We start from the raw sequence: 26016 nt of genomic DNA on the forward strand, positions 1-26016 counted from the left end.
AAGTTACTAATCTATATGTGGGCGGATTGTGTATTTTCAACTGCCCATATTTTTACAATCAATGTTCTCACACTCAGAATTCTACTGATGTATGCCTCCGCTGATCCACGATTAGTCCCTGCGGTTGGGAATAAGATGGGGCCACGAAACTCAGCATCAAGGGGGAAGATGAAAAAAAATTACTTTTTATCACCCTCAAGATCATTGTTTCCAATCGCGCGGATCATTATGATGCCGCGCGCACTGAGGGAATAGACGACTTTTTAGTCATTCAGGCGCTTTATACTTATTCGGATAATTATCCTTTTTTATTAGCATTCTGTTACTTGCAGAGGACTTATGAACACCACCAAGTTGGCGAATCCTGGCCCATTAGGCCTGATGGGCTTTGGGATGACTACCGTCTTGCTTAACCTGCACAATGCAGGCTTCTTTCCCTTAACCTCTGTTATTTTGAGTATGGGAATTTTTTATGGCGGTCTGGCACAGATTCTAGCGGGTATGCTGGAGTACAAAAAGGGCAATACCTTTGCCGCGACAGCATTTACTTCATACGGTGCATTTTGGTTGAGTCTGGTTGGTTTGCTGATGTTGCCCAAAATGGGCATGGCAGAAGCCACTGATGCGCAATTCCTTGGCGTCTACTTAGGGCTATGGGGTATTTTCACGCTGTTTATGTTCTTCGGGACGCTACCTGCAAACCGTGCCTTACAGTTTGTTTTCGGCAGCCTGACACTGCTGTTTGCTCTGTTGGCCATTGGCAACTTCACCGGTAACCACTCACTGCTGGTGTTCGCTGGTTTCGAAGGCATTATCTGTGGTGCGAGCGCCATTTATCTGGCAATGGCAGAAGTATTGAACGAACAGTATGGTCGTACCGTTCTGCCAATTGGTGAACCAAGCCAAGCGCTACAGGTACAAGCTGTAGTTTAATTACAGCCTACTTAGCAAAGTAATATTTTACAGCCCCCTAAATATGATTTTAGGGGGCTTTTTTATGCTTATTTTTATTTATACCGCGATGAGTTACTCAGACTCATTATTGACTTATGAAGTCTAAAAAATTGAATAAATCATTAATACTATAAAATAATTAAATAGAATAATGAAAATAGATAAAGCAAACGAATAGCTCATAATATAATATCAAAATCTAGCGAATAATATGGATCGAAAACAAACAAATCCAAGGGGCGTAGATGAGCATCGCCATAAAACTATTAATAAGCATTATATGCATGATATCAAACCCCGTCTATTCAACTGAGGCAAAAATCTGTTTTTATGCCTTTGCTGATTTTGATGGAAAATCATTTTGTGCTGCTGAAAGTGAGTCAAAGTCGATTTATCATTATGATGACGATTTTGATCATGGAATTGCCTCTATTTCAGTCCCTCCGGGGATGGTTATTACTCTTTATACTGGCACTAACTTTTCGGGTACAAAAAAAACTTTTAAAAATGACATTAACCTGCAAGCATTAAAATCATCTGGTTTTTACCAAAAAATAGGTTCATATCAGGTAGAACCTGCAATTTGTTTTTATACAGAAGATCAATTCCAGGGTGATAGTACTTGTTTATCATCAAACCAACAGATTGATTTCTATCATGACAGCCAAGGAATAGTTGACTCTGAACGCCATGTCTTACTAATAAGAAATGACAGCACTAAATCGATAAAAATCCCTCAAAGAATGATGGCGACAATATATAAAAACGATGATTTTAATATTCCTTTTTTTAAATTAACAGAGAGTGCGAACGATGAAGATTTAAAAGCACTGGGAATGCACGATGACATAACTGGTGTTAGAGCCTCAAAAAGCACAGATATGAGTTGTGACCAGCAATGTGTCATTATATCCGATCGAAGTATGGAGCTGTCCGATGCATTTGGTCAGTACTGGGATGATGATCGTTTACCGAACAAACAAGTGCTGTTTGTGTTTAGCAGTAAAGGGTTAGGTGAAGATGATAATTATAGTATTAGCTTATTTGACGGCCCCAACATTAGCATAATTGATAGGCAAATTATCTTTTCTGACCAAAAAATGATTAATAAATTTTCTTTTGACCGTTATAAACACATAGACAAACTTTCGTTTATTATACAAATAAAAAATGGAACGGTACAAACTCAATATGTACAGACATTAAATAATCAGTTAATCGACATATCTCCTATTATATCGTTTGAATGGTTAAAGAAAGAAAATGAAAATCCAGTGATAGAATTAGCAAATTACAACGTTAGAAAACCCTTAGTCTTAGCTAAAACCATACTCACAGCAGATACAGGTAATAAACATTGGGGAAAAAGGGATCTGACCCAAACCAGTCAAATAATATGCGCATTCATTCCATTTTTAAACATCTATAACTATCTTACTCAAGGGAAATGCCAACAACTCGATGGGATTGTTTTCAATGCAGTACAATATTTCAGTAGCAGTACAAAAGGGAAAACACTACACATTGCTGGTAACAGCCCTCCCCTTAAGCAAGAGGCCAGTTCTACAATAGAAATGTTAAACAAAGATGATGCAAGTAACTTTCTGTCATTAACCTATATTGATAATACTAAACAAAACCAATCACTGAGCTTACCTGCAGCGGCGAAAACCTGTATGGTTTCTATCTATTCTTTACTCAATGCCCGTCAGACTCGCCAAATAAGACCTAACTGTATTGATTGGACGCTAGATATTATGACTGACTTCACTTTATTGTTTGGTCAGAGTTTAGAAACATGGAATTCTGAATATTTTTCTCGAATTGTAGATTCTATTATCAGAACAGGAAGCTCTGGCGTTGCAGTAGAAAACCAAGAAGTCGAAAAGCGATTCAGCCAAGCAATAAAAGAAAAAGTCACACAGCAAAATACTGAAAACGAACTAGGTCACATCAAAACGGCCTTCGACTATGCCCAGCTTAGTTATTTAACCTACAGCTTTTATTACACATCTGATGATACACCAGCAGTCGTAGAATTACTGCCGCTCGGTATTTATGAGTTATTGCTTGAGACATTCATATACGTACCAACTCATCCTGTCATCATGACTCAAGGAGAGCCTGTTGAACAACCTGAATTAGAATTTGAAGTGGAAATATTGCCAACACTTCCTCCAGAAGAAGAACAAAGACTCTCAGATGCTGAAATTAAAAATGCTCAAGCCATGCGAAAAAAACTCAGTGAAACTATTGCTCAATGGGGGCAACAATATCAAGGGGCTCATTTTGACCAAAGTACCAGTGACGAAGATTCTGGTCTCAGCAAAACCCTGCACGCCGGGCATATTGTCACTGGGATCATTCATCGAAGACTAATGATTCACCGGCCAGGTGAAATCTATGTGATTGTCAAATTACGCGGGAGAATTATAGCGGTTGTTCTTGCTGACCGTTTTAATAGCCGAGACGAGGTTGAACTCGTGGCATCAGCAACTCAGCCTGAGTATATATTATTTCCCAACCGTGAAGGTACAGTCAGAGGGGCAGGAACCACCGCAGTAAGAGAATTAGCTCGATATTTACAGCAGCTAGGTGCCAGAACATTATTTTCTGAAGTCATTTCCCAACCATCTGCCCGGGTCAAGCAAAAGGTCGGTTTTAATTTTAGAACCGAATTTTAAATTCTAAGGGTAAAAAAATAGCCCATAACGTGATGGGCTATTTAGCAAAATTAATTAATGGTGTTACGACTCAGCCCATCACTTTCTTTGTCATCTGAACTTTCACATCGCTGTTAATATCGTTACGCAGATAAACGCCCAGCAACAACCCCACCAGCGATAATAACAACATGTAATACGCTGGAGCCATTGGTGTCACCTTCATCAATAAGGTCACAACAATGGGCGTCAATCCGCCAAAAATAGCGTAGGCCACATTGTAAGAGAAAGAGATACCCGTAAAGCGAACTTCTGCCGGGAATGCGCGAACCATGACATAGGGCACGGCACCGACAATGCCGACACAAAATCCAGCCATCATATAATGGCTGAAGAGTTGGCTCGGATCAGTCAAATTGGTGTGATAGAACGACCATGTCGACGCAGCCAACATCAAGCTACCGACAATAAAGGTTTTGCTGGCTCCGAAGCGATCGATAGCCAACCCCGCAATCACGCAGCCAAAGACTAATGCCACAATGGCCAGACTGTTTGCCTGCAATGCCAGAGCTGGCAGAACACCGAACTGTTTCTGTAAATAAGTTGGCGTCATCAGAATAACAACCACAATACCGGCAGAAAGCAGCCAGGTCAGCAGCATTGAGACAAACACTTCTTTCTTATGATTGACGACAACCGATTTCAAAGGCAATTCGTCTGCTAAAGTTTTACGTGCCTGCATCTCTTTGAAGATAGGTGTTTCCTGCAACCAACGGCGTAAGTACATGGCGAACAAGCCAAAAATCCCACCCAAGAAGAACGGCACACGCCAACCACCATCCAAGATGGCTTGATGGCTTAATGTGGTATTCATCGCGGTAGCCACCAGAGAACCTAATAAAATCCCTGCGGTTAAACCTGCCGTTAACGTACCGCAGGCAATACCTACGCGTCGGCGTGGAACATGTTCTGCGACAAAGACCCATGCTCCGGGAACTTCTCCCCCGATCGCCGCACCTTGTAACACACGCATTAATAACAGCAACAAAGGAGCTGCAATGCCGATTGATGCGTAAGTCGGCAGCATACCAATCGCCAATGTTGGTAATGCCATCAGCAAAATGCTCAGCGTAAACATTTTCTTGCGACCGACCAGATCGCCAAAGTGTGCCATGATAATGCCACCCAACGGGCGCGCCAAATAACCCGCAGCAAAAATGCCGAATGTCTGGACCTGACGCAGCCACTCAGGCATATCTGTTGGGAAGAACAGATCCCCAATGACCGCCGCAAAAAAGACAAAGATGATGAAATCATAAAATTCTAACGCGCCGCCAAGAGCAGCCAGAGTCAGTGTTTTATAATCCTGCTTATTTAACCGGCGATTATGATTATGCTGTTGGTCAACATGAGGCTGGGATAAGTCGTTTTGAGTTGAGTTGTGTTCTTGAGGCATATGACACCGTAGTAAACCAGAGTAGGGGAAGAAAAACATTTCCAACTTTTTGTAAAGTAAACATGACTATACCGTACAAAATTCCCCACACGGTTATAATGGAGTTTTATGCTATAAAAAACTCTAATTTAGTCTTATGCACCAATAATGGCACTCTTAGGACGAAAAGACGCTACCACTTCACTGTTAGTTTCGACGTAAGGGCCATCCAATAATTGAATACAATAAGGCACACTAGCAAAAATACCGGCAACCACCACGTTTGACTGTGCGTCTTTTACACCTTCAAGGGTCTCTTTGATGGATTTAGGTTGCCCAGGTAAGTTAATAATCAATGCTTGCTTACGGATAACCCCGACTTGGCGGGATAATATCGCGGTAGGAACGAAATGAAGGCTGATTTGACGCATCTGCTCGCCAAAACCGGGCATCTGACGATCGGCAATAGCCAAAGTGGCATCTGGAGTCACATCACGCCTTGCTGGGCCTGTTCCGCCGGTGGTCAACACCAAATGGCAGCCCATTTCATCGACCAACTCACACAAAGTTTGCTCAATTAGCGTTTGCTCATCAGGGATAAGGCGAGTTTCTATTTCAAATGGTGTGGTCAATGCGCTGGTCAGCCACTCTTCCAGTGCTGGAATACCTTTATCCTGATATACCCCACTCGATGCGCGATCAGAGATGGAAACTAAACCGATACGTAATGTATTCATGTAACTACCTCGACGAAAATCCTGTTATCTGTGGCGAATAATAGCATATACAGCGTTATGGACACGGCACTCAAGCATGGATAGCAGGCAATAAAAAAGGTGGCTTACGCCACCTTTTCATCAAATAGCTGCGGATAATAACTTACCGCAAGCAAGAGAGATTACAGCAAATCAGAGATCATTTTCTCAAGTTTGCCTTGGTCGATAGCAAATTTACGGATGCCATCAGCCAGTTTATCAATCGCCATTGGATCCTGATTATGCTGCCAGTAGAACTCAGCTTCCGTCAGCGGTGCTGGTTTCGCCTGAATTTCACCGGTATAAGCTAATTTACGCTCTACCGGGCCTTCGCTCTCTGCCAATTCTTTCAACAGTGATGGTGCAATAGTCAGGCGGTCACACCCAGCCAGCTCAATGATTTCACCCAGATTACGGAAGCTTGCGCCCATCACCACAGTCTTATAACCGTGCTTTTTGTAATACTGGTAAATCTCGGTAACGGAAACAACACCCGGATCTTCGTTTGGCGCGAACTCTTTTTTGTCACCGTTAGCTTTGTACCAGTCAAGAATACGGCCAACAAAAGGTGAAATCAGGAACACACCCGCTTCAGCACAAGCACGCGCCTGAGCGAAGGAGAACAACAGAGTCAGGTTACAGTTGATGCCTTCTTTTTCTAGCTGTTCCGCAGCACGGATACCCTGCCAAGTGGAGGCCAGTTTAATCAGAATACGGTCATTGCTGATACCGGCTTCGTTATACATTTTGATCAGGCGTTTCGCTTTTGCCACGCTAGCAACCGTGTCATAAGACAGACGAGCGTCGACTTCAGTAGAAATACGGCCTGGGATCAGTTTTAAAATTTCCAAACCAATATTGACAGCTAACTTATCTGTTGCATCAACAATTTGTTGAGCATGGTCGCTGCTTTGCGCGCGAGCCCAAGCAACAGCTTCATCAATCAGTTTGCGGTATTCAGGAATTTGAGCAGCATTCAAGATCAGAGATGGGTTGGTGGTTGCATCTTGCGGCTGATACAGTTTCATTGCCGCGATATCCCCCGTATCTGCTACTACAGTGGTGATTTGACGTAGGGAAGTAAGTTTATCGGTCATGTTGTCGTTTCTCGTCGTTTGTGCATGAACTTTTGGCATGTCGCCGCTGTTTATCTCTGTCAAAACAGCTAACCATCTCATTTCGATGTTAGCCATTTCTCACAATTGGCTATTTAGACGCTCTGCCTTGTCTTGATAATAACATGCGTAAGCCGCGGTGCAAGGCAGTAAAATTGATTAAAAAAAGCGCAAATGGGCTATCTTGGGGTCGCAACCGTTTTCGCCTTTTAAAACAGCCGGAAACCGGCAGGTTAATAGCAACTTCGTCCATTCTTGTGGTGCTGAGACGATTTAGCTAAAACTATATCCTTTATGAGTAAAGCCGCCTACCTATCTTAGCAATCGACCAATCTTCTTTTAGAAGGCAGGGGCTTTTTGCTACAGTGTGTCATCTGGATAAATAGGATGTCGTTATGCTTATTATTATTTCCCCGGCCAAAACCCTTGATTATCAAAGCCCATTGGCGACCAAGAAATTTACTCAGCCTGAAATGTTGGATAAGTCACAACAGCTTATCGAGATTTGCCGTGAGCTGACGCCCGCGCAAATTAGCAGTCTGATGGGGATTAGCGACAAACTGGCGGGGTTAAATGCTGCCCGTTTCAGTGAATGGCAACCTGATTTTACACCAGAGAATGCGCGTCAGGCGATTTTGGCTTTTAAAGGCGATGTCTATACCGGGATGCAGGCGCAAGATTTTAGTGCCGCTGATTTTGATTTCGCTCAACAACATCTGCGTATGCTCTCTGGCCTGTACGGCGTGCTGCGCCCACTCGATTTAATGCAGCCTTATCGGCTAGAAATGGGGATTAAGCTGGCAAACCCACACGGCAAAGATCTCTATTCATTCTGGGGCGATCAGATAACCGAGAAACTGAATCAGGCATTAGAGCAGCAAGGCGATAACGTGCTGATTAATTTGGCCTCTGATGAATACTTTAAGGCAGTAAAACCCGCTAAATTAGCGGGTTCACTGATTAAACCGGTCTTCTTGGATGAGAAAAATGGTAAATATAAAATCATCAGTTTCTACGCCAAAAAAGCACGGGGCCTGATGAGTCGTTTTATCATTCAGAACAAATTGACTAAACCGGAGCAATTGATTGATTTTAATCTGGAAGGCTATGAGTTTGATGCCGGGCTATCGGCGAAAAACGAGTTAGTGTTTAAACGGAGTGAAACTTAAGGTTTAGCTGTCATAACTCACCTCATCCCAGATGAACCAACCGCCAAAGTAAGATGGCCACTGAACGATTATCAACCGAAACAGTGGCCCACACTTAACAACCGCACCCTAATCTATTATTTTTAACTAAAAATAGATAAAAACTACTTTGGCAAAGCCATCAAGAAACCACGTAAATCTGCAAAATCTGCCGACAGATCATGGGATAGCAGAGGCAACTGCGCACGTACTGCCAATGGTTTTGGTAACGGCAACTCCTGCCCGAGAATCTCTTCTACACTCTCTTTGAATTTCGCCGGGTGGGCAGTACCGATAAACAACCCGAATTCACCATCCTGCAATTGGTCACGCAAAACTCGGTAGGCAATAGCGGCATGGGGTTCTGAAATATAGCCCAACCCCGCCAGCTCACGCATCGTGTCTTTGGTGACCGCATCACTGACCGCGCCGTGGCCCAAATCTTTTAACTGCCAGATTTTACGACGATAGAGTTCTTCAACGCGTGGCCAGTTATTTGGCTGGCTGACATCCATCGCATTTGATAACGTCGCCACCGTCGGCTTAGGTTGCCACTGCCCATTAACCAAGAAGCGCGGCACCGTGTCATTGGCATTGGTTGCTGCAATAAAGCGTTTTACCGGTAACCCTAAGGATTTTGCTAGCAGGCCCGCCGTTAAGTCACCAAAATTACCACTTGGCACCGAGATAACCAGTTGATTGCGTGCCTCTTGTGGCAATTGAGCGACCGCTTCAAAGTAATAGCAAATCTGCGCCAGCAAGCGGCTGATATTGATTGAGTTCGCAGAGTTCAGGCTCAATTCCTGCTTTAACTCTTCATCATCAAAGGCTTGCTTTACCAGAGCCTGGCAGGCATCAAAATCGCCATCAATAGCTACGGTGTGAATATTGCCACCCAATGTGCAGAACAGTTTTTCTTGCAGTGGACTGATTTTGCCACGCGGATAGAGAATAACCACGCGTACGTTTTTCAGACCATAAAATGCATGCGCAACCGCCGCTCCCGTGTCGCCAGAAGTTGCAGTTAAGATAGTGACTGGCTGATCACCGGCTACTTCGGCCAACATTTGCGCCATAAAACGTGCGCCAAAGTCTTTGAATGCCAGTGTCGGGCCGTGGAACAGCTCCAGTGCGGCGATATCATTCTCAACCTGCGCTACCGGTGCCGGAAACTCAAAAGCCGCCTGTACGCGTTTGGTTAAAACCTCAGGGGCAATTTCACTGCCGATAAAAGCAGATAAAATGCGGCTACTACGTGTAACAAAATCCAGATCCAGCAATTTATCAATTTCGGTCAGTTCAAACTCCGGCAACTCCAGCGGAAAGAAAAGCCCCTGCTGTTTGCCCAGCCCCTGTTTGATCGCTTGAGCGAAGCTGACCTGTTCGTTGTGATCTTTAAGGTTATACAGTTTCATGCGTTATCCCAGTAGTCGTGCGCCGGCAGTATCCAGACGGCAAATATGAACAAAACCTTCGTCGTTTTGTAGGTAATGATTTTGTAGCCAGCTCGCCATGCGCTGTGCGGTTTCGCTATCATCACAGACAGCAAACAGGGTCGGGCCAGAGCCGGAAATACCACAAGCCAATGCGCCGATATCCTGCGCAGCTTGCCGGGCAGCCGCAAAGCCCGGTAGCAATTGGGTGCGATAAGGCTCGGCGATGACATCTTTCATCATTTTAGCGGCTAAATCAGGTTGCTGAGTGTGGCAGGCATGAATGAACCCTGCGACATTGCGCCCGTGCGTGATGCAATCTTGGCGGCGATATTGCGCAGGTAGAATCGCCCGTGCTTGCGCAGTAGAAACTTTAATGCCCGGATATGCCATCACCCACAGCCAATCATCAAAGCTGGGCACCTCTTGGCTGATATAGCCATCCTGCTCAAGAATTAATTGCATTCCGCCCAAATAGCACGGCGCAACATTATCAAAATGAACACTACCCGATACCCGCCCTTCCAGTTCACCCATCAGACCGAGCAAGGTGACTTTATCCAACGGCTGGCCACAGAACTCGTTCATCGCCATCAAACCGGCGACGACTGAACAGGCGCTAGACCCTAGCCCTGAGCCAATCGGCATGTTCTTTTCCAGTACCATCGCCACGGGGATCTCTTGACCAATCTCTTGGCAAAAACGCGCCCAGCATTGATAAACAATGTTTTCTTTCGGGTCGTCAGGCAGTTTACTAACAAAACGGCCTTCATTGCGCAGGCTGAAACGCTCTGCCGCCGTCACACTGACGCAATCACCCAGTAGGGTGCCGTCAATCGGCGAAACCGCAGCCCCCAGCACATCAAACCCGACGCTAACATTGCCAATCGATGCCGGAGCATAGATCTTAACCATATTTAAACTCCCAACTTCCATGATAATGTGCGTAAAAGATCGGCGAATACCCCGGCTGCTGTCACGTCATTACCCGCGCCGTATCCGCGAAGCACCAACGGAATTGGCTGATAATAGTGGGTGTAGAAGGCCAACGCATTCTCACCATTTTTAACTTTATATAGCGGATCGTTACCATCAACGGCATCCATCCGAACAATACAACGCCCTTCCTCAATAACGCCAACATAGCGCAGCACTTTGCCCTGCTCGCTGGCATCAGCCACTAAACGGGCAAACTCGGCATCCAGCGATGGCAACCGGGCAAGGAAGCTATCAACGTCACCCGATGCATCAAAACTTGCCGGCAGAACAGACTCAACCTCAATATCGGCCAGTTCAAGTTTGTACCCTGCTTCACGGGCCAAGATCAACAATTTACGGGCTACATCCATCCCAGAAAGGTCATCGCGTGGGTCCGGTTCGGTATAGCCCATGGCCTTAGCTTGCAACGTCGCCTCTGACAATGTCATCCCTTCATCCAGCTTACCGAAGATAAAGGAGAGCGAACCTGACAGAATGCCAGAGAAACGCATCAGTTCATCACCCGCATTAAGTAGATTCTGTAAGTTTTCAATGACTGGCAAACCTGCACCCACGTTGGTGTCATACAAGAATTTACGACAAGATTTTGCCGCCGCCGCACGCATCTGACGGTAGTAATTCATTGATGAGGTATTGGCTTTTTTGTTTGGTGTCACAACATGGAAGCCATCCGCCAGGAAATCAGCATATTGATCAGCAACGGCCTGACTGGAGGTACAATCAACAATCACCGGGTTGAGCAAATGGTACTCTTTCACCAGACGAATCAGGCGACTCAAGTTAAATGGCTCTTTCACTTCAGCCAGCTCGTGACGCCAGTTGTCCAGCTCAATACCGTGCACATTGGTCAGCATGGCTTTGGAATTGGCAATACCGCACACACGCAAATCGATATGGCGCTGCTTCAGCCACGGCTGTTGACGATAGATTTGCTCGATTAATGCCCCGCCTACCCCACCAACGCCGATGACAAACACTTCAATGACCTGATCGGTATTGAACAGCATCTGGTGACAAACACGCACGCCAGTGGTAACGGCATCATTACTGACCACCACCGAAATAGAGCGCTCGGATGAACCTTGAGCAATCGCGATGATGTTGATATTGGCACGAGCCAGTGCCGAGAAGAAACGAGCCGAAATCCCTCGAAGGGTGCGCATGCCATCGCCGACGACTGAAATGATCGCCAGATGCTCCATCACATCTAGTGGGTCCAGCAAACCGTCTTTTAGCTCCAGATAAAACTCTTCCTCCAATGCTCGACTAGCGCGAGATAGCTCTGACTGCGGCACACAGAAGCTGATGCTGTATTCAGAAGACGACTGAGTAATCAGTACCACTGAAATCCCACTGCGTGACATCACCGCGAAAACGCGGGCAGCCATGCCAACCATCCCTTTCATGCCTGGGCCTGAAACGTTAATCATCGCCATGTTATTCAGATTGGTGATGCCCTTAACCGGGAAACCATCGTCACTGCTTTCGCCACCAATCAAGGTACCGGGAGCTTGTGGATTCGAGGTATTTTTAATCAGACAAGGAATTTGGAACTGGGCGATGGGAGCAATAGTGCGGGGGTGAAGAACTGAGGCACCAAAATAGGAAAGCTCCATGGCCTCTTGATATGACATCGATTTCAACAATCGCGCATCGGGAACAACACGCGGGTCACAAGTATAGACCCCATCGACATCCGTCCAGATTTCACAACAATCGGCGCGCAAACACGCAGCTAACGCAGCAGCAGAATAGTCAGAACCATTACGTCCCAGTACTACCAGTTCACCTTTATCATTACCGGCGGTGAAACCTGCCATCAGGATAATATGGTCAGTAGGAATAGCACTCGAACCAATACGGCGGGTAGACTCAGTGATATCAACCGTGGACTCAAGATAGTGCCCATGAGCCAGCAATTTTTCGACCGGATCAATTACGCTAACTTGATAACCTTTGGCTTGGAACACAGCTTCCATGATAGCAATGGAGAGTTTTTCGCCACGGCAGATGATGGCAGCATTGATACTGTCCGGGCATTGACCCAGTAGTGAGATGCCGTGCAGAACATGCTTGAGTTGCGCAAATTCATGCGCAACCAACGCTTTTAAACGCTCATAATCAAAGCCGGGTTGAACATCAGCTAACCCACGTAATAACTCGGCAAAAATTCGCTCTGCATCGCTGATATTTGGCGAGATATCTTGCCCTGCGACCATTTTGTCGATCATCGCAACCAGATGATTCGTAATTTTTGCAGGAGCGGACAACACTGTAGCCACCTGTCCCTGACGCGCATTATTTTCAATGATATCGGCAACACGCATAAAGCGTTCTGCATTTGCTACTGATGTCCCGCCAAATTTCAGCACTCGCATTTCTGATTCTCTCCCGCTTTCGCGCTATTTTTATCGCAAACTTTTTTGCAAAGATTTAATTGAAAAAAAAAGCCCGCACTGTCTAGGTGCGGGCTTTTTTCTGTTGTTTCCTGTACGCGTCAGCCCGCCCCGTAACCTGTGGTTTCGGTGGTGGTAATAATCGTTGTGTTCAGGCTGATGTATCGCATGTCGTTTGTCTGTCTCATAAATAAAGTTCTCCCTCTATTGGTTAAAGCAATCGTCCTCTCAAGTCAAATTTTTTCATCCGCCAACACAAAAAAATTAACTGCTCCATAATGAGTAATCGTCTATTTCAGAGAGCATTATCAGCGAGGGTGAATAAAATTGCGGGTTAATTCCCAGAGAATAAAACCATAAAATTCCCTTTACTCACTATAAATAGCTTCAATACTTTTTTATCTTAATAGCATCAGATATGCAGGCCGATCATTGATGTGAATCTGCAGAGTAAAAATTTAAATGAAGAGAAAAATATTCATTTACCGGCTCGTCACTCGCCTAAATGATACAAAACACAACAAAAATGAAAACTTCGTCACTTCTCTTTACATTTCACCAACATTAGTGATAATTCTTCTTATGCTTCTAGACGAAATAGACCGCTGGCAAGAAAAATAGCCTCATTGGCTTTATGTCGAAAGAATATTGATTTTAAACAATAAAAATCAACAGATTAGAAAAGTCATTTTTTTGTTACGTCTGACACTTAATTTTTAATATTAATAACACTGAATCGATCACATAATTTAACCAACTATCGCTTAAGCTGGTATTCTTGTAAGTCTTTTTCACAAAAGTGTTAACGTGCTACAATTGAAATTGATATATGTCAACAAAGCGTAGTTTTGTTGGGTGGTAGATTCGGCTCACACTGTTATATTGCTGTTAATAGGGTTAGGATATGCGCCGCTTTTGTCACCTTTGGGGCTGTAGGGAGTAACACCCCGACCAAGCTAGTGATGTTGTTGACGTTGATGGAAAGTGCATCAAGAACGCGTTTACGTACTTTAGTCATGTGATGAACGGGATGACGAGTAATTAGTCAATAAAAATCCTAATATAACAAAGACTTCTGTACTTCCTATTTCTATTTGTTGGCAATTTTAGGTAGCAAACATGCAGACCCCGCACATTCTGATCGTAGAAGACGAGATCGTTACTCGTAACACCCTGAAGAGCATTTTCGAGGCGGAAGGCTATGTTGTTCATGAGGCTAATGATGGCGCAGAAATGCACCACATTCTGTCTGAGAATGATATCAACTTAGTTATCATGGACATCAATCTGCCGGGCAAAAATGGCCTGTTGCTAGCACGAGAACTTCGTGAACAAGCAAGTGTTGCCCTAATGTTCCTGACTGGTCGTGATAACGAAGTCGATAAAATACTTGGCTTGGAAATTGGTGCTGATGATTACATCACCAAACCTTTCAATCCGCGCGAATTAACTATTCGGGCACGTAACCTGCTGTCACGCACCATGAATTTGGGTAGCGTAGGTGAAGAACGTCGTCTGGTTGAGAGCTATAAATTCAATGGTTGGGAGCTGGATATCAATAGCCGCTCACTGATCAGCCCTGCTGGCGAGCATTATAAACTGCCACGCAGTGAATTCCGTGCCATGCTGCACTTCTGTGAAAACCCGGGCAAAATTCAATCCCGCGGTGAATTACTGAAGAAAATGACTGGCCGTGAGCTGAAACCGCATGACCGTACTGTTGACGTCACTATCCGTCGTATTCGTAAGCATTTCGAATCTACACCGGACACACCTGAAATCATCGCCACTATCCACGGTGAAGGTTATCGTTTCTGTGGTGACCTGGAAGAGTAAGCCTCTGCCAGCCGTCTACAATAAAAAAGCCAGCTGCAAATGCTGGCTTTTTACTTTTCTACTGTTCACGCCACGGCATAATCGGCACCGCGCTTAACGCGTTTTTCGGTGAACCGTCGACAATTCTATCGGAGTAAGTGAGATAAACTAAAGCATTACGTTTTGGGTCATAGAAACGAACCACCTGTAGCTTTTTAAAGACCAATGATGTCCGCTTTTGGAAAACCACTGAGCCGTCAGATTTTCTATTCTTAATTTTCTCGCTTAACTCAATTGGCCCGACTTGCTGACAAGAAATTGCGGCATCAGACGTATCCTCTGCCAGCCCCAATCCCCCTTTGATACCCCCCGTTTTTGCCCGGCTGATATAACAAGTTACATTTTTAACATCAGGGTCATCGAAGGCTTCAACCACGATTTTATGGTCTGGCCCCAGTAACTTAAACACCGTATCAACGGAGCCAATTTCCTCCGCATGGGCGGTTATTGCCCCAAAAGAAAGCACGCAACCAAGGAATATCCAATTTTTTTTCATACACTTACTCCATGACGTTGAATAACGTTATTCAACGTTAAATATTTTAACGAATAATAAAACATTCGTTAAAAAGCCATTTTTTAAATCTTCGATACTTTTTTAACACACAATGCCAGTAAATTCTTAAGCAGTCGGAAACATAAAAAGTTGCTACTATGCGCCAGAGCTATTCTTTTGAAATTACTAATACCCTAAATTTAGGCCGCTTTACGAGGAAGATCTATGGATCAAGCCAGTATCATTCGTGATTTGCTTAGCTGGCTAGAAAGTCATTTAGACCAGCCTTTAGCATTGGACAATGTCGCTGCCAAAGCCGGCTATTCAAAATGGCATTTACAGCGAATGTTCAAGGATGTCACCGGGAATGCTATCGGTGCTTATATCCGTGCCAGAAGGCTGTCTAAAGCCGCTGTTGCATTACGATTAACCAGCCGACCTATTCTGGATATTGCTTTGCAATATCGCTTTGACTCACAGCAAACTTTTACCCGAGCCTTTAAGAAACAGTTTGCGCAAACACCTGCGCTATACCGCCGGGCGGAAGATTGGCATTCAGCGGGGATATGTCCGCCTATCCGGTTGGGGGAATATACCTTACCTCAGCCTGAGTTCATTACCTTACCTGAGCAACATCTGGTGGGGTTGACGCAAAGTTATTCCTGTACGCTTGAGCAAATATCGACTCATCGTACTGAATTACGGACTCATTTCTGGCAACAATATCTTGGTGGTGCCGATCAAGTGCCGCCGGTGCTCTATGGCTTACATCATTCCCGGCCAAATCAGGAAAAGGATGATGAGCAAGAAATTTTCTACACTACAGCCATCGAACCACAACATGTACCGAGCAATGTGCAGGAAGGACAACCCGTTATCTTACAGGGTGGCGAATATGTGCAGTTCAGTTATGACGGACCATCGGAAGGGTTGCAGAATTTTATTCTGACCCTCTACGGCACCTGCTTGCCGCAATTAGAGTTGACCCGTAGACGTGGGTACGATATTGAACGGTTCTTCCCTCAGGGGCGGCCGAAAGAGGGGCCTCCGGCCACACTGAAGTGTGAATATCTCATTCCAATCAGGCGTTAACGCTGTAGTTCGTCAAGTGCTGGCATATCCAAGTGGGCGGTATCGCCAGCACTTTCAATGACCCATCCAGACGCTAACCACGGGCTTTCCTGATAATCGACACGTGATAGTGAACAGTTGCGCAAACGCAATCGCCGTTCAGCGTAAGCGGGTAATCCAAGCAACGTACTCAGTAAGCACCCCAACGCCATACCATGGCTCACCAACAGCGGCTTGCTGCCAGCAGGAAGCTCTAAACAGCTATCCAGTGCTGCACGCATCCTCCCCCCAAGTTCTGTCATCGACTCCCCTTGAGGAATTCGCCCCCCTTCGGTGCCGTTGACCATCTGCTTGCGCCATTGTTCTTCTTCTGGCGTTAGGCTTTCAATCGGACGCGTTTCCAGCACCCCCATATTCAGCTCGCGCAGACGCGGGTCCGTCACTATTTTCAACCCACAAGCATCAGCAATGATTTTTGCCGTTTGCTGGGTACGCCCTAGGTCGCTGGTGATAATATGGGTGATGCCTTGGCTGCGAACTCGTTGCGCAACCAAGTGCGCCTGACGTAGACCCGTATCGGTCAGTGGGCTGTCTGATTGGCCCTGAATCTGGCGCGATGCGTTCCATACGGTTTCGCCGTGGCGCACGAGATATACCTGTAGCATGTCATTTTTCCGTTATACTGCGTGAAATATACGCCAAACCTATTAAATCTATTCTGAGACTTATTATGTACCATGTTGTTGCCGCAACTACCAACCCTGCAAAGATTAAGGCTATTAGCCTCGCGTTTGATGATGTTTATGGCCCCGGCAACTATCACATTGAAGGTATTAATGTTGATAGCGGTGTTCCCCTGCAACCGATAGGCAGCACCGAGACACGCTCAGGTGCCAGACAGCGAGTGAGCAATGCACGTCAGTTACGCCCTGAGGCTGATTTTTGGGTCGGAGTTGAAGCCGGCATTGAAGATAATATGACCTTTGCATGGATGGTAATTGAACACTTACAGCTGCGAGGAGAATCGCGCTCTGCCAGCTTGATGTTGCCCGAGAGTATATTGCAAGGAATTCGCCAAGGCCGTGAGCTGGGCGACGAAATGGCAGATTTAACGGGGATATCGAATGTAAAACATCAGGGCGGTGCGATTGGTATTTTTACCGATGGCAAACTGACCCGTACCAGTGTCTATCATCAGGCACTGCTGCTGGCACTGGTGCCGTTTCATAATGAAATTTACCAGCGCCCGAAACAGTAAGAGCGGCTTATTTTGTGTCTGTCAATAACTGCGCCTCTAGCCAGCTTTTCAACTCTGGAGGGGCAGCTTTCAGACTATTTGAACCACGGGTGATGGTTGCAATACCCGCACCCAATTGATTTTTCAGTTCACGCTGGCTCAACTCCCCACGCATTAACTCTTCAATAATACGCACACGGGTTCCCAACGCTGTACGCTCATCTGGCGTCAGCATCAGTTGTAACAGGGGCAGATGGAGGTCTTGCGCAATGGCGTCTTGCAGCAGCGCAACGAAAGTCAGCCAGTGCTGATTATCTTCAGTCGACAGATTCGGATCCGTCAATCGTAGTTTTGTCATGATATGCAGCCATACTATTTAACTAGTACAGCAGCATACCATAACCTCACTTATACCCAAAGTCCTTGACGCCACAGCCAGGCGCCGATAAGCAATGATTCGGGTAAGTGCGCGCCGCTAGCCCCCGGTGTCTTCAAGGACGAAGGGGAATTAATAGCGCCGCTGCCACTCAGCATCACTCAACACCTTCGCTGGGCGATTCATAAAGTGGCGATAAAAGGCATCATAGGCCAATACGTTTTTTACGTAGCCACGGGTTTCGGAGAAAGGAATGCTTTCAATAAAGGCCACGGCATCCACCTGCCCGCCACTATTACCTAACCATGTATTGACTCGCGATGGACCGGCATTATAGGCCGCACTGGATAAAATACGATTACGGCCAAATTGCTGATACACCTCTTCCAAGTAGCTGGTGCCAATTTCAATGTTGGTGATGGGGTCAAGCAACTGGCTGCTGTTGACGTAACCAGAGATGTTATTCAACTTGACCGTATGCTCCGCAGTTCGCGGCATCACCTGCATCAGACCTGACGCCCCGACCGGTGATTGTGCTTTCGGATTCCAGGCACTTTCCTGACGCGCAATCGCCATAGCATAACTTGGCGTTATTCCTTTACCTTCCGTCGCCCGACGGAATTCTTTCGGCCATGCCAGAGGGAAGCGCTCTTCCAGATGGTCCCATAATTTAGCCACGATAGTCGCCTGAACACTCAAATCCGCCCACTTTTGGTTAAACGCGTAACGCGCTAAGGCTTCCTGTTCCGGCTTGCTGCGGCTGGCAACCAGATAGCTCCATTCGCTGCGGGCCAGATTATCCATATTCCAATACATTAACTCACGCACTCGGGCGATTTCTGGCCGCTGTGCCAGCGAAGCATCGGGCTTGGTGGCAACCTCAACATTAATGGGATAAGGAACCCCCAGTTTTTGGGCAGCAACCATCGGATAAAAACCGCGCTCCTGCATCAGGCTACGTAAAATAGCCTCGCCCTCCGCTTTCTTACCTTGCTCCAACAACAACGAAGCCCGCCAGTAGCGCCATTCATCTTTATTTTGCGCTTCTGCAGGTAGGCGAGCCATCCAAGTGGCTAACCCTTGGCGATCACCACTGCCCAAAGACATGCGAATACGACGTTCCAGTAATGGGGTTGAATGGCTGCGTAAAGTGACCTGATCCCGCCATTTAGCCTGATCGTAAGTCGCATCATTGCCCATCAATCGCCAAGCCACCGCTTCTTCCAACTCCAGCTTCTCGCTGTCACTCATTTTTTGTAACCGCGCCAACGTCGGTATCATTGCCCACGCATTTTCCACGTCCTGCCGCGCCAATCGTGTAAAGGCAATAATGGTGGCTGAACGCGTGAAATCTGTCGGCCCGACTGTACGAGCAAAACTTTCGACACTGGCTGGATCACTTTGCAATTTCGCCAGTGCGGTACCCATGGTCTGATAATCTGCAGGCAATTGTTTGAGTAAATAACTCACCAGACTGGCATTGCCCTCTTTTAGGGCCAGCTTCATACGCGCCAGTGTCGCCAAAGGGGTTTGGTGCCCGGCTTGCTGCCAAACACTGAATAATTTATCGCAGCTACTGGGTAGCGCCTGACCGTTAAGCCAGATCTCGCTGGCACCATCCCAAGCCGCTTGCTGCTCGCCTGTGGCCCATTTGGCATAGTAATAGTTACAGCGGGCCGCAGCCGGTTTTGGAGCTTGCGGACTGAATGCCAATAACCCGCGCCAATCTTCACGACGCGCTAGCTCATTCACAAACCGGGATGACAGCGAGCTTGCAGGAGGTAATGTGGGATTACGACTCAGAAAATCGTTCACTTGCGCCGCACTGACCTGACTTAAATCTTGTGTTAGCTGGCGGTATTCCAGATACGGGTACAGTGGATAGTCACGTAGCGTCGGCATCAACTGCGCCACGGTATCCATCTGATTGCTGTCCCAAGCCTGTTTAACTTGTTGATAGCGTTGCCGTTGGGCATCAATAGAGTCTGCGGATGCAACTCCTGAAGTCGTCATCAGACACACGCCAATCGCCAGATATCGCCACTTATACATACTCACTGTTTCCTCACTGGTTGTTGGCTACTGCATTTCACTTACCGCAACTTCTGATTAGCATAGTCATAATTAGTTCCGGCAGCAGGACATACTAACTAAGAGTTTCACCGGATAGCCAGCGATTACACGTACAAATAGATAGGGAAACTTAATCTTTTCGGGCTATAGATTAAATTAAGGGAATTTAAGGAAGATAACCGACAAGATAGTTCAGTGTTTAATGGCTTATTATTCACTATGTTAGCCATTATTTACGACTAAATGTTCTGACTTTATTATCTCAGATCAAGACACTATTTTGATAAAAATCTACTATCCTTGCTTAATATAACTATGTTGTTGTAAATATATCATTCAGAATCATTTTTTTTGTCTTTTAATAAAAATCAAATAATGAAGGAGCAGGCTCTTTTCATGGAAGAAAGAAGATTATTCTCTCTGCCCCGTATCGGTGAAATAGTCCGATGATTTTAGATGAAATGGATAGATAGATTTCAGATTTATTAATTTTTAAGAAGGTTCTTTCAATGCAAAACTCATCAAACCATACATCCGGAGCGAAACCCCCAGAGGGAAAGGCCTGGTATCAGCTAACTGCGGAAGAATCTTTGCAGCATTTAAATAGCCGCGAAGAAGGTTTAACTCAACAAGAAGCAGAAGAACGTCTTAAACAGTACGGTCCTAATGCGCTTCCCGCCAAAAAAAGTAAGCATCCTTTACTTCAGTTTTTAGCGCATTTTAATGACGTCCTGATTTACATTTTATTGGCTGCGGCGTTAGTCAAAGGTCTAATGGGTCACTCTGTTGATACTATTATTATCCTTTGTGTGGCTGTCATTAATGCATTAATTGGTTATGTTCAAGAAAATAAGGCTGAGAAATCGCTGAAAAGCATTCAAAACATGCTTTCCAGTAAAGCTGTCGTTATTCGTAATGGCAGCGCGCAAACCATTGACGCACAAAATTTAGTACCGGGTGATATCGTTACCTTGAAACCTGGAGACAAAATCCCTGCCGATTTACGGCTACTTGAAGCGCACAACCTCCAAATTGAAGAAGCTATTCTGACCGGTGAATCCACCGTCGTTGAGAAGCAAATCGATGTCATTGAAAATGAGTCTGTCATTGGTGATCGCAAAAACCTGCTGTTCTCTGGTACCACCATCAGTGCGGGTACGGCGAAAGGCTTGGTGATTGCCAGTGGCGGTGACACTGAGCTGGGTCATATCAACCAGATGATGTCGACAGTCGAATCAACCCGCACCCCTCTGCTACAACAGATGGACCGGTTGGGTAAAGCTATCTTCATTCTGATTCTGGTTATGATGGCTTTCTTGTTCGTCTTCGCCTTTATCTTGCGTGACCTACCTGTCAATGAACTGTTATTGGCCTTGATAAGCTTGGCAGTAGCATCCGTTCCTGAAGGGCTACCGGCCATTATTTCGATTATTCTGTCCTTGGGTGTGCAAGCGATGGCGCGTAACCGCGCGATTATTCGCAAGCTACCAACGGTAGAAACTTTAGGTGCTATGACCGTCGTCTGTTCCGATAAAACCGGTACTCTGACGATGAATGAAATGACGGTGAAAGCCGTGATTCTGGCCGAGCATTGCTACCGCGTAGAAGGCGAAAGCTATGAGCCAGTTGGCAATATTTACCCTGAGGGCAGCGATCAGCAAGCCACTCTTGAAGGGCCGTTAAAAACATTTATCACCGCGGTGAATCTATGTAATGACAGCCAGATTCAAAAGAATGACCAAGGCCACTGGACCATTACCGGTGGGCCAACTGAAGGCGCACTGAAAGTGTTGGCAGCTAAATCCGGCATTGAGCTGGGTCAGGTGACACAACACGGTAAAATTCCATTCGATTCAGCTTATAAATACATGGCCACCAGCCATCAAGTTCAGTCCGAAAACAGTATTTTCCTGACGGGTGCTCCTGATGTGCTGTTTACCTTCTGCCAGCAAGAACTGACGGATAACGGTGTTGCACCATTCCGTCGTGATTACTGGGAAGCCGAAATGGCGCGCTATGCCAAGCAAGGCTTGCGTATGGTTGCCGCTGCCTACCGCCCAATAGAACAAGCCATTAGCGAGCTAGGCCACAGCGATATTCAGCAAGGAATGGTGTTTGTCGGTATTGCCGGCATGATGGACCCACCACGCCCTGAAGCTATCGATGCCATTGCCACCTGCCAGCAGGCCGGTATTCGCGTGAAGATGATAACCGGCGACCATCAGGAAACGGCGATGGCGATTGGTGCCATGCTGGGGATAGGGAATGGGAAAGACTCCATTACTGGTGGTCAGTTGGAGCATATGGATGATAAGGAACTGGCTGAAGCGGCCGTTCGTTATGATATTTTTGCCCGTACCAGCCCGGAACATAAACTGCGTCTGGTAAAAGCCCTACAAGAGAAAGGTGAAATCGTTGGGATGACCGGCGATGGTGTAAACGATGCACCAGCGCTGAAACAGGCTGATGTGGGTATCGCCATGGGTATCAAGGGTACCGAAGTCACCAAAGAAGCGGCCGATATGGTGCTTTCAGATGATAACTTCGCCACCATTGCCAGCGCGGTTGAAGAAGGCCGTCGTGTTTACGATAACCTGAAGAAAACCATCCTGTTTGTGTTACCGACCAACTTGGCGCAAGGGTTATTAATTATCTTTGCAATATTGGTGGGTGCTGTTATCCCATTGACACCATTGCAAATCCTCTGGATAAACATGGCGACCTCCACCACACTTTCCTTCGGTTTAGCCTTTGAACCGGCAGAAAGAGGCATCATGCGCCGCAATCCACGTGACCCATCAAAACACGTGCTAGACGGCCATGCCATCTGGCGTATTGCGTTTGTAGGTACATTGATTGCTTGTAGTGCATTCGCCCTAGAAGCCTATATGGAACCTCGCGGTTACAGCACCGAGTTTATCCGTACCGTGTTGATGCAAACACTGGTGACCGCGCAGTGGATTTATATGTTTAACTGCCGCGTCATGGACAGATTCCCATTGAACAAAGAAGTCTTTGTGAACAAAGGGCTTTGGTTAGTCTCTGGTGTATTGATCCTATTGCAGTTAGCCATTATCTATCTACCGTTTATGAATACCGCTTTCGGTACTGAGCCATTACCGGCTTATTACTGGGGTGTGACATTGCTAGTTTCTATCGCGATCTTCCTGATCGTTGAGGTTGAAAAATGGGTTATCGGGCGCTTTAAACGCGCATAGAAGCCCAGCCTGATATTCATCAGTCACCACCGAAAAAGCCCGGCAAAACCGCCGGGCTTTTTTTATCGTCAATCTTTTGGGTATTACTCTTAAGATAAATCCTAACATGCCGATAATACGGCTATTATTCCGCCAATTAAATCTTATAATAGCATCGCGGCAATTTATTCTTCGACCGTAGCAATGAACACGTGAGCCTCATCGCCCTACAGGAAGCGCAAAAATGAACACCTCACCTTGCGCAATTAATGGCGTCAGCAATGATAAGCGCAATTATTCGTCCAAACTGATTATGCCACGGCGTATCGGGAGGGCCTGTGTCTGCGGTTTCTTACTTCTCACACTGTTATTCGCCTCTGTGCCTTTAATGGCAGCCAATAATGTCAGTGAAACGCTCGTTCATACCCGTAGTGATGCCGCCACCAAAATGGTGCTAGGGATTATCAGTTATTCTCGCTGGCCTATGCCGCTACCGGTCACTCGCTTATGTGTTGTTGCTCCAACAAATTATGCCGAAGAGCTGTTTAATCCCGCATTAATGCAAACTGATCATCCCATTAAAACACAGCGCTATTCACTGCCCAATGACTCAATAGCGACCAACTGTGATGTCGTTTATTTGGGGCTTATTGGAGAGCAACAACGCCAGGAGCTGGCAAGCCAACTCTCTGGGCATCCGGTTCTTACCATCAGTGAAAATTATGACGAATGCACCTTGGGCAGTGCATTTTGTTTGCTACTGGAAGACAAGCAAGCCTCTTTCAAAGTCAATATGGATGCATTAGCACGCGGTGGGGTCAGAGTTCATCCCAACGTGTTGCAACTTGCCCGTAAAAAGGCTGACGCATTATGAGTTCAATAAAAAATAAATCTGCGAGTCAGATAAAAAATCAAACAAATACGACCAAGCTCCCCACACTGGGCCGTGTATTGGGCAAAATACATTTAACGGTAGCTATTGTGTCGGTGGCGACGGCAGGTATTTTCCTGACCTTAGCGGCGTTATTTGCATTACGAGTTTATGCTGACCATAACCTACATTTAATTGCTCGCTCCATCAGTTATACCACTGAAGCTGCAGTTGTTTTTGGCGATACCGTGGTGGCTAACGAAGCGTTGTCCCTGATTGCGGCAAACGAAGAGATTGCGCAGGCCAAGATTTTAGATACCAATGGCCGGGAAGTCGCTAGTTGGACGCTGCCTGACGATGGCCCGATACACTATATGGAGCAGAGTGTTGCTCGCTGGGCACTGCCTGAACCTGTGGTACTGCCAATGGTTCATGCGGGTAATGAAATCGGCAGAATAGTGATTGTCGGCCATGGTGGCAGCTTGCTGCGTTTTCTGCTGCAAGGATTAGCCGGGCTACTTATCTGCTTGATTCTCAGCTCGGCGGTGGCGCTATTTCTGTCGCGTCGCATGCTTTTTGGCATTATTGGCTCGCTCAATCGAATCACTGAAGTGGCCCATAATGTCAGCCGTAACCGTAGCTTTGGTCAACGTGTGCCTTCGGCGCAAATTGCCGAGCTAAATGAATTAAGTAATGACTTCAATGGATTATTGGAAGAACTTGAAGTTTGGCAGCGGCACTTAACGCAAGAAAATGATTCACTGGCACACCGAGCTGCCCATGATAGCCTCACCGGTTTGGCCAATCGCGCGTTCTTTGAAGGCCGTTTAACGCGAACACTTAAAGATTGCAAAACCAACGAACACGCCGCCGTTTTATTCCTTGATGGTGATCGCTTTAAAGAGATTAATGACAACTATGGTCATGCCGCGGGTGATGTCGTGCTCACAACCATCGCCGACCGTATTCGTGCTTTATTGCGTGAGTCCGATTTAGTGGCTCGCTTAGGCGGCGATGAGTTCGCGGTATTATTGGCACCGATTCATGATACTCACGATGTTCTCACCATCGCCGAGGACATTATAGAGAGTATGACTCACCCCATAATATTGGCCGACGGGAGTGAAATTACGACCTCACTCAGTATTGGTATTGCTATCTATCCTGACCATGCGCAAACACCGGAAGAGTTATTACAACGAGCAGATGAAGCCATGTATCAGGCAAAGAAAGGTTTCCGCCCTTCTGAACGAGGTATCGTGCAACTGGCGGGCTTGACTCACACAGAACGTTCTCCAACAGAAATCTTAGGGTAGGTGACATGCTGGGTTTAAATAGTCGTCGTCAGAGAAATCCCATTTGGATTGGTTTTTTTGCACTTTTTCTGCTGGTATTAGCCGGTTGTCAGACCAAACCACAGGGGCTGACGCCAGAGCAAGTTGCTGCATTACAGGAGCAAGGCTTTAAATTAACGGATAATGGTTGGGAATTTGGATTAGCCAATAAAGTTTTATTCGACAGTGACGTCAAGAAATTGAATTCATCCGGCGTACAAACTGTTCAGAACATTGGCCAAGCATTGCACAGTGTCGGTATCAATCATTTACGGGTAGATGGGCACACTGATGCCACTGGCCAAGACAGTTATAATCAGAAACTCTCCTACGAGCGAGCCGCAACAGTCGCTGATTCACTGGCAACCATCGGTATTCCAAGGGCAAATATTGATGTGCGTGGCAGGGGGAAATTGGAACCGGTAGCTGATAATCGAACCGCAAAAGGCCGGGCAGAGAACCGCCGCGTGGCAATGATAGTCACCGCGCCGTAAGCTTTTACTCGAAAGATGACGGGTATAGTAAAACGGGCTACACTCCGCACCAGAC

At 46.2% G+C, this 26016-nt stretch carries 21 protein-coding genes, 1 pseudogene and 1 other annotated feature; of the genes and pseudogenes, 10 read left to right on the forward strand and 12 right to left on the reverse strand.

All coding sequences use genetic code 11. The annotated features are described in order from the left end of the window. Positions 1-339: 339 nt before the first annotated feature. Together satP and ACIOG0_RS18400 are read left to right on the forward strand one after the other, a co-directional pair. Positions 340-933, forward strand: a complete 594-nt coding sequence (satP, locus tag ACIOG0_RS18395; protein ID WP_050101727.1) for an acetate uptake transporter — start codon at positions 340-342, stop codon at positions 931-933. 266 nt (positions 934-1199) lie between these two features. After that, entirely contained in the window at positions 1200-3638 is a 2439-nt protein-coding gene (locus ACIOG0_RS18400) for a GNAT family N-acetyltransferase (RefSeq protein WP_404704886.1), read from the forward strand. A 70-nt stretch (positions 3639-3708) separates the two neighbouring features. Here ACIOG0_RS18400 and ACIOG0_RS18405 read toward each other — a convergent pair whose 3' ends face one another. The 3 genes from ACIOG0_RS18405 to tal form a co-directional block, all read right to left on the reverse strand. After that, positions 3709-5073, reverse strand: a complete 1365-nt coding sequence (locus tag ACIOG0_RS18405; protein ID WP_050100119.1) for an MFS transporter — start codon at positions 5071-5073, stop codon at positions 3709-3711. A gap of 134 nt (positions 5074-5207) precedes the next feature. Then, the gene (gene mog / locus ACIOG0_RS18410; RefSeq protein WP_050100117.1) at positions 5208-5789 is read right to left on the reverse strand and encodes a molybdopterin adenylyltransferase; all 582 of its coding nucleotides are present in this window, start codon (positions 5787-5789) and stop codon (positions 5208-5210) included. Positions 5790-5950: 161 nt separating this feature from the next. Beyond that, complete coding sequence (gene tal / locus ACIOG0_RS18415; RefSeq protein WP_050100116.1) at positions 5951-6904, reverse strand: transaldolase; 954 nt, start codon at positions 6902-6904, stop codon at positions 5951-5953. A 413-nt stretch (positions 6905-7317) separates the two neighbouring features. On the opposite strand from tal, the gene yaaA reads away from it, so the two are divergent. Beyond that, positions 7318-8091, forward strand: a complete 774-nt coding sequence (gene yaaA, locus ACIOG0_RS18420) for a peroxide stress protein YaaA (protein WP_050100115.1) — start codon at positions 7318-7320, stop codon at positions 8089-8091. A gap of 143 nt (positions 8092-8234) precedes the next feature. Here yaaA and thrC read toward each other — a convergent pair whose 3' ends face one another. From thrC to ACIOG0_RS18445, 5 genes are all read right to left on the reverse strand, one after another. Next, entirely contained in the window at positions 8235-9524 is a 1290-nt protein-coding gene (gene thrC / locus ACIOG0_RS18425; protein ID WP_050100114.1) for a threonine synthase, read from the reverse strand. A gap of 3 nt (positions 9525-9527) precedes the next feature. After that, complete coding sequence (thrB, locus tag ACIOG0_RS18430) at positions 9528-10457, reverse strand: homoserine kinase (RefSeq protein ID WP_050100113.1); 930 nt, start codon at positions 10455-10457, stop codon at positions 9528-9530. Positions 10458-10459: 2 nt separating this feature from the next. Continuing rightward, positions 10460-12919, reverse strand: coding sequence for a bifunctional aspartate kinase/homoserine dehydrogenase I (gene thrA, locus ACIOG0_RS18435; RefSeq protein ID WP_050100112.1), 2460 nt, complete (start codon positions 12917-12919; stop codon positions 10460-10462). A 62-nt stretch (positions 12920-12981) separates the two neighbouring features. After that, positions 12982-13100 (reverse strand) — a sequence feature (Thr leader region). Continuing rightward, positions 13039-13125 carry a thr operon leader peptide gene (gene thrL / locus ACIOG0_RS18440; RefSeq protein WP_404705058.1) on the reverse strand — a complete coding sequence of 29 codons (87 nt, stop codon included), beginning with the start codon at positions 13123-13125 and terminating at the stop codon, positions 13039-13041. Its footprint overlaps the feature before it by 62 nt. Positions 13126-13814: 689 nt before the next feature. Next, a complete protein-coding gene (locus ACIOG0_RS18445; protein WP_004706054.1) occupies positions 13815-13955 on the reverse strand; it encodes a hypothetical protein in 141 nt (46 codons plus the stop codon). Positions 13956-14056: 101 nt separating this feature from the next. Between ACIOG0_RS18445 and arcA the strand changes: the two genes are divergently transcribed. Next, entirely contained in the window at positions 14057-14773 is a 717-nt protein-coding gene (gene arcA / locus ACIOG0_RS18450; protein WP_004706052.1) for a two-component system response regulator ArcA, read from the forward strand. Positions 14774-14831: 58 nt separating this feature from the next. Here the strand turns inward: arcA and creA are convergent, their stop codons facing one another. Next, entirely contained in the window at positions 14832-15308 is a 477-nt protein-coding gene (gene creA, locus ACIOG0_RS18455; RefSeq protein WP_050100111.1) for a protein CreA, read from the reverse strand. A gap of 225 nt (positions 15309-15533) precedes the next feature. Between creA and robA the strand changes: the two genes are divergently transcribed. Then, positions 15534-16400 carry an MDR efflux pump AcrAB transcriptional activator RobA gene (gene robA / locus ACIOG0_RS18460; RefSeq protein WP_050100110.1) on the forward strand — a complete coding sequence of 289 codons (867 nt, stop codon included), beginning with the start codon at positions 15534-15536 and terminating at the stop codon, positions 16398-16400. Here robA and gpmB read toward each other — a convergent pair. Next, a complete protein-coding gene (gpmB, locus tag ACIOG0_RS18465) occupies positions 16397-17044 on the reverse strand; it encodes a 2,3-diphosphoglycerate-dependent phosphoglycerate mutase GpmB (protein ID WP_050100107.1) in 648 nt (215 codons plus the stop codon). The two genes, robA and gpmB, sit on opposite strands and share 4 nt — an antisense overlap. A 65-nt stretch (positions 17045-17109) precedes the next feature. Between gpmB and yjjX the strand changes: the two genes are divergently transcribed. After that, positions 17110-17637 (forward strand): inosine/xanthosine triphosphatase, encoded by a 528-nt coding sequence (yjjX, locus tag ACIOG0_RS18470; protein ID WP_128451295.1) that lies wholly within the window; start codon positions 17110-17112, stop codon positions 17635-17637. A gap of 7 nt (positions 17638-17644) precedes the next feature. Here the strand turns inward: yjjX and trpR are convergent. Then, positions 17645-17953, reverse strand: a pseudogene (gene trpR, locus ACIOG0_RS18475) (trp operon repressor); the annotation flags it as partial. 171 nt (positions 17954-18124) lie between these two features. After that, positions 18125-20044, reverse strand: a complete 1920-nt coding sequence (sltY, locus tag ACIOG0_RS18480; RefSeq protein WP_128451296.1) for a murein transglycosylase — start codon at positions 20042-20044, stop codon at positions 18125-18127. A gap of 530 nt (positions 20045-20574) precedes the next feature. On the opposite strand from sltY, the gene ACIOG0_RS18485 reads away from it, so the two are divergent. From ACIOG0_RS18485 to ACIOG0_RS18500, 4 genes are all read left to right on the forward strand, one after another. Further along, positions 20575-23283: a cation-transporting P-type ATPase gene (locus ACIOG0_RS18485; protein ID WP_050100100.1), complete on the forward strand. Its 2709-nt coding sequence runs from the start codon at positions 20575-20577 to the stop codon at positions 23281-23283. A gap of 223 nt (positions 23284-23506) precedes the next feature. Further along, positions 23507-24136, forward strand: coding sequence for a YfiR family protein (locus ACIOG0_RS18490; RefSeq protein WP_050100099.1), 630 nt, complete (start codon positions 23507-23509; stop codon positions 24134-24136). After that, the gene (locus ACIOG0_RS18495) at positions 24133-25449 is read left to right on the forward strand and encodes a diguanylate cyclase domain-containing protein (RefSeq protein WP_050100098.1); all 1317 of its coding nucleotides are present in this window, start codon (positions 24133-24135) and stop codon (positions 25447-25449) included. Before ACIOG0_RS18490 ends, ACIOG0_RS18495 begins: the two co-directional genes overlap by 4 nt. A gap of 5 nt (positions 25450-25454) precedes the next feature. Further along, positions 25455-25961, forward strand: a complete 507-nt coding sequence (locus ACIOG0_RS18500) for an OmpA family protein (RefSeq protein WP_050140881.1) — start codon at positions 25455-25457, stop codon at positions 25959-25961. The last annotated feature ends 55 nt before the right edge of the window (positions 25962-26016 follow it).

The organism is Yersinia vastinensis (assembly GCF_044905075.1).
Classification (GTDB): domain Bacteria; phylum Pseudomonadota; class Gammaproteobacteria; order Enterobacterales; family Enterobacteriaceae; genus Yersinia; species Yersinia vastinensis.